Source organism: Microbacterium sp. B19 (assembly GCF_000333395.1).
Classification (GTDB): domain Bacteria; phylum Actinomycetota; class Actinomycetes; order Actinomycetales; family Microbacteriaceae; genus Microbacterium.
On record NZ_BADA01000133.1, the window covers coordinates 1 to 8891 of the forward strand.

The window sequence follows — 8891 nt, forward strand, 5'->3', positions numbered from 1 at the left end:
TAGGAGTTCCCCACTCTTCTGGGGACGAACACCGCCCGAGAGGCGTCGATCTCCGTCGAGAAAGTCGTCCCGAAGGTCGGGCCCTCCCGGAGATCGACCCACGCGGCGAAGACGCGCCCCGTCGCCACCGAGACGAACTTGTCCCACGGCTCCGCATGAATGCCGCGCGTGGTCCCGACGGCGTCGTTGAACGAGATGTTGTTCTGGACGGGAACGAAGTCATCGATTCCCAGTGCAGTCATCTTCTGGCGCTGCCAGTTCTCTTTGAACCACCCGCGCGCGTCCCCGTGCACCGGCAGATCGACGACGACGAGTCCAGGAATCGCGGTCGGAGTGACCGTCAGATCTTTGCCGAACTCCACCACGACGTCACTGACCTCGGGCCGCGTAGAACGCCTCGACGCCGTCCTTGTCCGCTGCCCACCAGGCTTCGTTGTCGCGGTACCACTGAATGGTCTCCCGCAGGCCCGATTCGAAGTCGCGGTAACGCGGCTGCCATCCGAGCTCGGTCCGTAGCTTGGTGCTGTCGATCGCGTATCGCAGATCGTGTCCCGCGCGATCCGTGACGTGGTCGTATGCGTCCGGCGCCTCACCCATCAGGGACAGGATGAGTTCCACGACGTCCTTGTTGTTCTTCTCGCCGTCGGCCCCGATGAGGTACGTCTCTCCGATCCGGCCCGACTCGAGGATGCGCAGCACGGCGCTGGAGTGGTCGTCCGCGTGGATCCAGTCCCGGACGTTCTGTCCGGCGCCATAGAGCTTGGGACGGATGCCTCGGATGACGTTGGTGATCTGGCGCGGAATGAACTTCTCGACGTGCTGGTAAGGCCCGTAATTGTTGGAGCAGTTCGAGAGGGTCGCCTCGACCCCGAACGAGCGAACCCAGGCGCGCACGAGGAGATCGGAGCCCGCCTTCGTCGACGAGTACGGCGACGAAGGGTTGTACGGAGTCGACTCGGTGAACCGCGCGGGATCGTCCAGCTCGAGGTCGCCGTACACCTCGTCGGTGGAGATGTGGTGGAAGCGGACCTTGCGTCGCCGCGCCGCCTCCAGGAGGGTGTAGGTCCCGATGATGTTGGTGTCCAGGAACGGGCGGGGATCGTTCAGGCTGTTGTCGTTGTGCGACTCGGCCGCGTAGTGCACCACCGCGTCGGCGTCCGCGAACAGGTCGTCGACGATCTCGGCATCCGCGATATCTCCCTCGACGAGCGTCACACGATCGGCGGGCAGACCGTCCAGCGATGCGCGATTGCCCGCGTAGGTCAGCTTGTCGAGGACGGTGATCGTGTGGTCCGTGTGCTCGACCAAGTGGTGCACGAAGTTGGAGCCGATGAATCCGGCGCCTCCCGTGACGAGGATGCGAGACATCAACGACCCCTTTCCAGGATCTCCAGCAGGTACGAGCCGTAGCCGGACTTGGTGAGCTTCTCGGCGCGGGTCCGCAGCTCCTCGTCATCGAGGAAGCCCTGGCGCCACGCGACCTCTTCCGGTACACCGATGCGCAGACCCGTCCGGCGTTCGATCGTCCGGACGTAGTCGGCGGCGTCGGTCATCTGGTCGAACGTCCCGGTGTCGAGCCACGCCGTTCCGCGTGGCAGTACCTCGACCTGAAGCTTGCCGCGGGAGAGGTACTCCTTGTTGATGTCCGTGATCTCGTACTCTCCGCGAGGGGAGGGCGCCAATCCCCGAGCGATCTCGACGACGTCGTTGTCGTAGAAGTACAGGCCGGGCACCGCATAGTTGCTCTTCGGGGCCGAGGGCTTCTCCTCGAGCGAAATGGCGCGTCCGTCCCGGTCGAACTCGACGACGCCGTACGCGGTGGGCTCAGCGACCCAGTAGGCGAAGACCGCGCCTCCGTCCACATCGGCGTAGCGCTTGAGCTGCGTACCGAGACCGGGCCCGTAGAGGAGGTTGTCACCGAGGACGAGGGCCACCTTGTCGTCGCCGATGAAGTCCGCGCCCAGTGTGAACGCCTGGGCGAGACCGTCGGGCGAGGGCTGCTGCGCGAAGCTCAGGGAAACCCCGAACTGCGACCCGTCACCCAGGAGGCGCTCGAAGAACGGGGCGTCGTGGGGGGTGGTGATGACCAGGATGTCGCGGATGCCGGCCAGCATCAGTGTCGACAGCGGGTAGTACACCATCGGCTTGTCGTAGACCGGTATGAGCTGCTTGGAGACGCCGAGGGTTATCGGGTGCAGACGCGTCCCGGAGCCGCCGGCCAGAATGATGCCCTTCACCCAACCATTGTGGCAGGGATGTCTCGTCGTGCCGAACCCGCCACCGTCCGGGACCCGGGCCTCGCGACGGGCCGGGGCGCGCCGGAGCCCGGATACTCCCCAACGGTCACCTCATCAGTCACACTGGTGATCTCATGAATTACCCCCGCCGAGCGACGATGACGTGCGCGAGAAACCTGCTCCTCGTGATCACCGTGTTCACCCTGGTCATCACTGCTCTCGTGGTACCGCGTCCTCCGGCCGCGTCCGCCGCGCCCGGCAACCTCGTCCTCGCCGCGGATCTGTCCCTCTTCCGGCCGGGCAACATCATCTCGAACGAGGTCTTCTTCGACAGCGCGACGATGACGGCGTCCCAGATCGACGCGTTCCTGCGGTCCAAGGTCAACAACTGCGCGTCGGGGTACGTCTGCCTGAAGGACTACCGCCAGAGCACGCCCGACCGGGCCGCCGACGGTTACTGCGGGGCGTATTCGGGAGCGGTGAACGAGACCGCGGCGGCGATCCTGTCGAAGGTCGCCACAGCATGTGGCATCAACCCCCAGGTCCTCATCGTGATGCTGCAGAAGGAGCGCGGTCTCGTCACCTCCACGGCGCCGTCGCGCGACGACTTCCTCAAGGCGATGGGCCAGGCTTGTCCGGACAACGCTGACTGCGACAGTCAGTACGCGGGTTTCTTCAGCCAGGTGTATGGCGCGGCCCGTCAGATGCAGATCTACACACTCAGCAAGTACTTCACGTACTACGCGCCCGGCAAGACCTGGAACATCCGATACGACACGGAGATCGCGTGCGGTTCGTCCCCCGTCTACATCGAGAACCAGGCCACGGCGAATCTCTACTACTACACGCCCTATCAGCCGAACGCGGCGTCACTCCGCGCCGGGTACGGGGTAGGCGACGGCTGTTCCAGTTACGGGAACCGGAATTTCTACAGCTACTTCACCGACTGGTTCGGGAGCACGCAGGTCGCCCGGCTGACCCTCGTCAAGCTCGCCACCGACACCACGGTCTGGCTGATCAACGGCGGCCGACGCTGGCACGTCGGCAATCAGGAGGACCTCGCGGAGCTGTCGCGCGTCTTCGGGTCGGTCGCGACGGTGCCCTCCAGCTACATCACCGCCGCGCAGTACTCCGGCGACGCGGGCGCCATTCTTCGGGATTCCGCGACGGGTGACATCTCGCTGATCCAGGACGGGCAGCGGCATCGGTTGACGAGCTGCGAAGCGGTGGCGGATCTGGGGGGGTCGTGCTCCGCGCCGGTCGACGTGGCTTCGGCGCTGGTGCAGCGTGTCCCCGCCGGCCCCGCCGTCGGGGCGTTCTTCCGGATCCGGGGTGGGGACCGCTGGGGGCGGTTCGAGGAAGGGCGCGATGTCACGCCGCTCTACAACGCCTCGGCAGCCCGGGCGCTGGCGGGCGATGTTCGGGTCACGCCGTATGCGCCGTTCATGAACAGCGACATCTTCGCGGCGGTGCCGAAGAGACCGCTGCTCTTCGCGCCCGCACAGCTCGTCCGCGCCGCGAACGACCCCAAAGTGTTCCTGACCGTGGATTTCGACAAGATCGCCTATGTCCCGAGCTGGGACAGCGTCTCCGATTACAACCGCGTGCCGGGTGACCTGGCGGTCGTTCCGGCATCCGATCTCACGGCGTACACCGCCGCGGGCACGGTCTCCCCGCTCCTCTCCTGCGATGGCGCGACCTATCTGCCGGCGATGGGATGGTTGAACCGTCTCGCCGACCCGGGCCGGACGGGCATCACGCCCATCCCCGCGACGGCGGCCACCTGCGCGCAGTTCTCGACCCGGGACGGGACGATCGCGGGCGACGTCGCGGTCAAGACGGCCGATAGCGCCGACGTCTTCGTTCTGGAGGGAGCGACCCGTCGACCCGCGCTGACATGGTCTGCTCTGGTCGCGCACAACGGTGGATCGGCGCCGGTGATCACCACGGTGTCGGCAGGCGTCCGCCAGGCACTGCCCGCCGGCGCACCCGTCGTTTCCGGGCTGGTCGTTAAGGCGACGTCGTCGCCCGAGCTCTATCTGGGCGGCGATCAACAGATCTCCTGGATCCCCACGGCGGGCCTCGCCGCCGATGCCGGCATCGTCCTCGACTATCGGGTTCTCCCCGACGCGCAAGTGGCATCCCTCAAGAAGAGTCCGACCCTGGGCTCCTGGATCCGGTGCGGAACCACGACCTCGTTCGCCGCGGAGGGAAGGCTGTGGCCGACGTCGTCGGCGGCCGCGCAGGGGTTCACCCCCGTCGTCCTCGAGGCGGGTGCGTGCAGCGCACTCAACCGCTCATCGAGCGCACCTCTCGACCTGGTCGCGGTGAAGGCCGACGGCGCGGCGGACGTGTTCGTCGCTCGCGACGGCAAACTGCGCCACGTCACTTCCTGGGCAGCGCTGGTCGGCCTCAACGGCGGAAGTGCGCCGCGCATCCTGACGGTGTCCCGCGACGCCCTGGCCGCTCTCCCCGCGGGCGACCCGATCTCGGGCTGATCTCCCTGCCGGGGCGTGTCAGCCGCGCACCCGCCAGAGGGTGATCTCGCCGTCGCCGGAGGTGCCGGCGGAGATGGTTTCGCCGGGAGCCAGCCGGTAGCTGCGCGAGTCGACCCGCTCGAGACGATCGGCATAGAGCGCTGACCAATCCGACTCGCAGTTGGAGTCGGTCAGCACCCAGTCGGTGTCACTGTCACGCATCGCATCGAAGTCCAGTGCGTTCGCGTCACGCGCCGAGATGATGTCGTCGATCGCATCCTTGTGGTCGGGCCAGGCCATTCCGAGGTGGTAGTTGGCCACGGGAGTGCCCGTGTTGGCCTTCACGGTGCGGTTGTCGATGCAGCGCTCCGTCGTGATCAACCCGGTCGATGGGGACGTCGAGGCCTCCCGAGCGAGCTCGGACACCGCGTTCTCCCTCTCGGTGAACGGGTTCCAGGCCGCCTGCATCTCCGGATCCCGCAACGAGCCGATCCAGTCGGGGAGCGCAGCGATCCACAGGATCGCGGTGACCGACAGCACCCCGATGAGAACCATCGCGGGCGCGGTTCGGCGGGTGGGTGGCATCCCGTCATCCGGAGCGACGCCCTCCTGCGCGAGGCGTCCCGAGTCCTCCCGGGTGTGGCGCGGCGGCCATGCCACCGCGATCAGCCGTGCGAACCCGAAGATCACGGCGCTCCCGCCGATCAGGATGCCTTCGATCCAGAACCGGTACGGTTCCGCGTTCGCGCCCCACACGTCGTTGACCGCGAGAAGAGGAAGCACGAGCAGCGCGGTGATCGCCACGATGGAAGCGAACCGGTCGCGGACCAGACGCGCGACGATCAGGACTCCGGCCAGTCCGACGAGCACGACCGACGCCCCGACCAGGGCCTGCCAGGAAACGATGCCGAGAAGGTGGTTCGACGCGACACGGTAGGTGAGGAAGGGGTCCTTGTTGACCACGCCGAGCATCGTGTAGAGCACCTGAGGCAGAGCGGCGCCGACCGCCACGACCGCCGCGATCGCGACCAACCCTCGGGACCTCGCGATCGCGACGACCAGGCCGGGGAGCGCGGGCAGCATTCCGAACATCAGCGTCGGCAGCTGCCCGATCCGGTCGGCGACCACGGGTCCGAGCGCGAACACCGCTCCGATGAGGAGAACGGAGACGAGGACGACGACCAGCTTGCGGCGCGCAGCGAAGATCCCTGCGACCGCTGCCCCGAAGGCCGCGACGTACGCGAACGAGAGGAACGAATAGGTCTGGAAGCTCGAGAGCATCCCGATCAGGGCCGCGGCGACGAGGGTGACGGTGACACGGGCGCGAGCCCCACCGCCGGGCCGCCATACCCAGAGCAGACCGCTCACGGCGATGAGTCCGACGCACAGGCCGGCGGTCTCGGCGTTGTTCGAGAACAGCACCCCGTACGGGCCCCACATCACCGCGTGCGCGTCGAGCAGCGTGTACCACGCGCCCTCTCGGCCCGCGATCGCGTAAGCGAACGTTCCCGTGAAGAAGGGCAGTGCGCCCGCCGCGGCGAGCCACCAACGGCGAGAGAGACCGGCGACGACGAGACCGACGGCAAGGGCGGCGAGGAACTGCAGCACGAAGGACGTCATGTTCCACGACACGATCGTCGGGAGTCCGGTGACCCGACCGAGGAAGCCGACGGTGCTGTAGTAGAAGCGTGGGTAGTAGCTGATGCCGGTCATCGTCACCGGCTCGCTGTTGTCGAAGTGTCCGTGGGCTACGTCCGCGGCGATGGCGAGGTAGCCGAGCTGGTCGTGCCAGAACTCGGTGCGCAGATGTGTGAAGGGATTGCGGCCCGCCGCGATCTGTCCCCACTGCTGCAGGATCACCGTGACGACCGCCGTCACGGCCGCCACACTGAGGCTCTTCCAACGGGTCGATCTGCGGGACGGCGCCATTCGGCCAAGTCTAGGAGCCATTCCTGAGCGAACTTCGCCAGCGGGTAGCCTCGTACGGTGCAGAGCCTTTCCCCGACCACGACGGCGATCCCCCGAGAGTCCTCGGTGACCCGGAGCCCTGCGCGACGGTCAGGCCTGTGGCTGGTCGCGAGCATCGTCGCGGTCCTGGTCATGATCGGCGCCCGGCTCGTACGGCAGCCGAGATTCCTGTTCTGGGACGACACGCAGCTCGGCGCATTCGGGCAGTGGTACGGCCTGGGGTCACATCTGCTGGCGGGAGAACTCCCCTTGCTGTCGCCCGGTTCCTGGCAGGGCGGCAACTACCTCGCGGAGGGGCAGTGGGGCATCTGGAATCCCCTGACCTGGCTCGTGGCCCTGTCCATGCACGTCGGCGACAACGCCACGCTGGCCGTGACGTTGGTGAAGATCGCCTTCCTGGTCGGGTTGTGCGTCGGCGCCTTCCTCCTCGCCCGTAGCTACGGCGCCGATCCGTGGTGGGCTGCTCTGGCGGGCTTCACTGCCACCGCAGGGGGCCAGACGATCTTCATGGACTCCCCGTCCTGGGTGACGGGACTGCAGACGGTGACCCTGTTCGCCTTCCTCTGGTGGGCCCTCAAGCGGCACCTCGACGACGGCATGAGTCCCATTCCGTATTTCGTGTTCTCGTATCTCCTGGTCACGATCGGCTACGTCTTCGCCGTGCTGGAGATCGCCACGGTTCTGCTCGCTCTTCTCGCTCTCGCACTCATCGCTCGCGACCGCCGTCGTGCCCTCCGGATCGTGGCGCTGGGGGCCTTCCCCGCTCTCCTGGCCGTCTTCGTCTATCTGCCCGGCATCCTCACGGCTCCGGTCACGCAGCGTTCCGGATCCGACATCCTGAACGATCAGTTCCTGAACATGGATCTCGGCGACCTCGCCACCTCGCCCATCGCGACAGCGGTCGGTTCGGTACGCGGGTACTGGGGCGATCTGCTGCCGGTCCCGTTGGCATACGTCACTTGGCTCCTTCCCCTCCTGGTCCTCGCCGTGGGGGGATGGCGACGTTCGCTGGTGACGCTGCGCGTGCCCATCGTCGTGCTCGTGGTGACGCTCGCACTGGTGGTGGGTCCCAGTGTGATCGGTCCGCTGCGATACCCCGCACGCATGATGCCGTACGCGGTCCTCGCGGTTGCGGTCTGCATCGCCGTCGTCTTCTCCCGAAGCTGGCCGTACCGCGTCTCCGTCCGGCGTGTGGCCGTCGCTGGTCTGGTCATGGCGGTCGCGGGCTGGTTGGCATGGGCGGCCCAGCCGGCTTCGTGGCACATCGTGCTGCTGGGGTCCGTCGTGCAGCTCGCCGTCCTCGCCGCGCTCCTCTGGCGACGGTTGGGTGCCCGTGGTCCGCAGATCGCGGCCGCATGGCTGCTCGTGGCATCTCTGATCGTGCTGGCCCCCCAGATCGCCCGATATCCGACGAGCCCGCTGGGCAATTTCAACGTGCCGTCATCCGTGTCCGCGATGAAGAGCGTGGCGAACGACAAGGCCGACGGAATCTTCGTGGTCGGCGATGTCTATTCGCTCCAGAAGGATCCGCGCTCCTACCGCGAATCGTTGATCGCGAACCTCTGGTACACCACGGGCAAGGACGTGGCCTCCGTGTACACGGTGCTCCCGTTCACGCGATACGCGCAGGATCTGTGCGTCGACCTCCGCGGGTGGACGTGTCCTGACGCGTTCGCGACTCTTTTCGCCTCCGATTCTGCGGGGCATACGATCGCCGACGACATGGCGCTCAACACGGTCATCGTGATCAAGGGTCCCGACATTCCGTCCATCACGGCGCCCGACGGGTGGCGTGTCGAAGACGGTGACTTCACGTGGACGCTGCATCGCATCACTCCCGTCGACCGTGCCGGGGGAGTAGTGCGCACCGCGGACGGCGTCGACATCTCCGACGTCTCGTGGGACGCGTCTCAGGTGACCTTCCGTGTCGACTCCGCTCCCGAGCAGGGAGGCGACGTGGTCTTCAGCCGGCTCGCCTGGCCGGGATACACGGCATCCGGTGCTCGAATCGTCGATCCGGAGCGCGGATTCCTCCTCACGGCCAACGTCACGAGCGCCCAGGTGGGTCAGACGGTCACCGTGCGGTTCCTGCCCCCGGGGTGGACCGTCGAACTCGTCGCCGCGGGCGGCGCCGGGGTTCTGGCCCTGGCCTACGCCGTATGGTTCGGTGTCTCGCGACGGCGTCGCCGGGTCAGCGTCCGTTGACCAT

General features: G+C 67.0%; 6 protein-coding genes. 2 read left to right on the forward strand and 4 right to left on the reverse strand.

Translation table 11 applies throughout. The features are described from left to right. From I5G_RS04955 to rfbA, 3 genes are all read right to left on the reverse strand, one after another. On the reverse strand, positions 1-365 hold a 365-nt coding region (locus I5G_RS04955; RefSeq protein WP_026095657.1), incomplete at its 3' end, for a dTDP-4-dehydrorhamnose 3,5-epimerase family protein. A gap of 4 nt (positions 366-369) precedes the next feature. Then, positions 370-1368, reverse strand: a complete 999-nt coding sequence (rfbB, locus tag I5G_RS04960; protein WP_022878070.1) for a dTDP-glucose 4,6-dehydratase — start codon at positions 1366-1368, stop codon at positions 370-372. Next, positions 1368-2237: a glucose-1-phosphate thymidylyltransferase RfbA gene (gene rfbA, locus I5G_RS04965; RefSeq protein ID WP_022878071.1), complete on the reverse strand. Its 870-nt coding sequence runs from the start codon at positions 2235-2237 to the stop codon at positions 1368-1370. The genes rfbB and rfbA overlap by 1 nt, the downstream gene beginning before the upstream one ends. A gap of 185 nt (positions 2238-2422) precedes the next feature. On the opposite strand from rfbA, the gene I5G_RS23910 reads away from it, so the two are divergent. After that, positions 2423-4735 (forward strand): hypothetical protein, encoded by a 2313-nt coding sequence (locus I5G_RS23910; RefSeq protein WP_148286406.1) that lies wholly within the window; start codon positions 2423-2425, stop codon positions 4733-4735. Between the two features lie 18 nt (positions 4736-4753). On the opposite strand, the gene I5G_RS04975 is transcribed toward I5G_RS23910, so the two are convergent. Next, the gene (locus tag I5G_RS04975; RefSeq protein ID WP_022878073.1) at positions 4754-6601 is read right to left on the reverse strand and encodes a hypothetical protein; all 1848 of its coding nucleotides are present in this window, start codon (positions 6599-6601) and stop codon (positions 4754-4756) included. A gap of 99 nt (positions 6602-6700) precedes the next feature. On the opposite strand from I5G_RS04975, the gene I5G_RS04980 reads away from it, so the two are divergent. Next, complete coding sequence (locus tag I5G_RS04980) at positions 6701-8887, forward strand: hypothetical protein (RefSeq protein ID WP_148286408.1); 2187 nt, start codon at positions 6701-6703, stop codon at positions 8885-8887. Positions 8888-8891: the final 4 nt, after the last annotated feature.

Excerpts from the sequence above, each read along its gene's own strand:
- rfbB (WP_022878070.1), bottom strand. The coding sequence starts at position 1,368 with ATGTCTCGCATCCTCGTCACGGGAGGCGCCGGATTCATCGGCTCCAAC.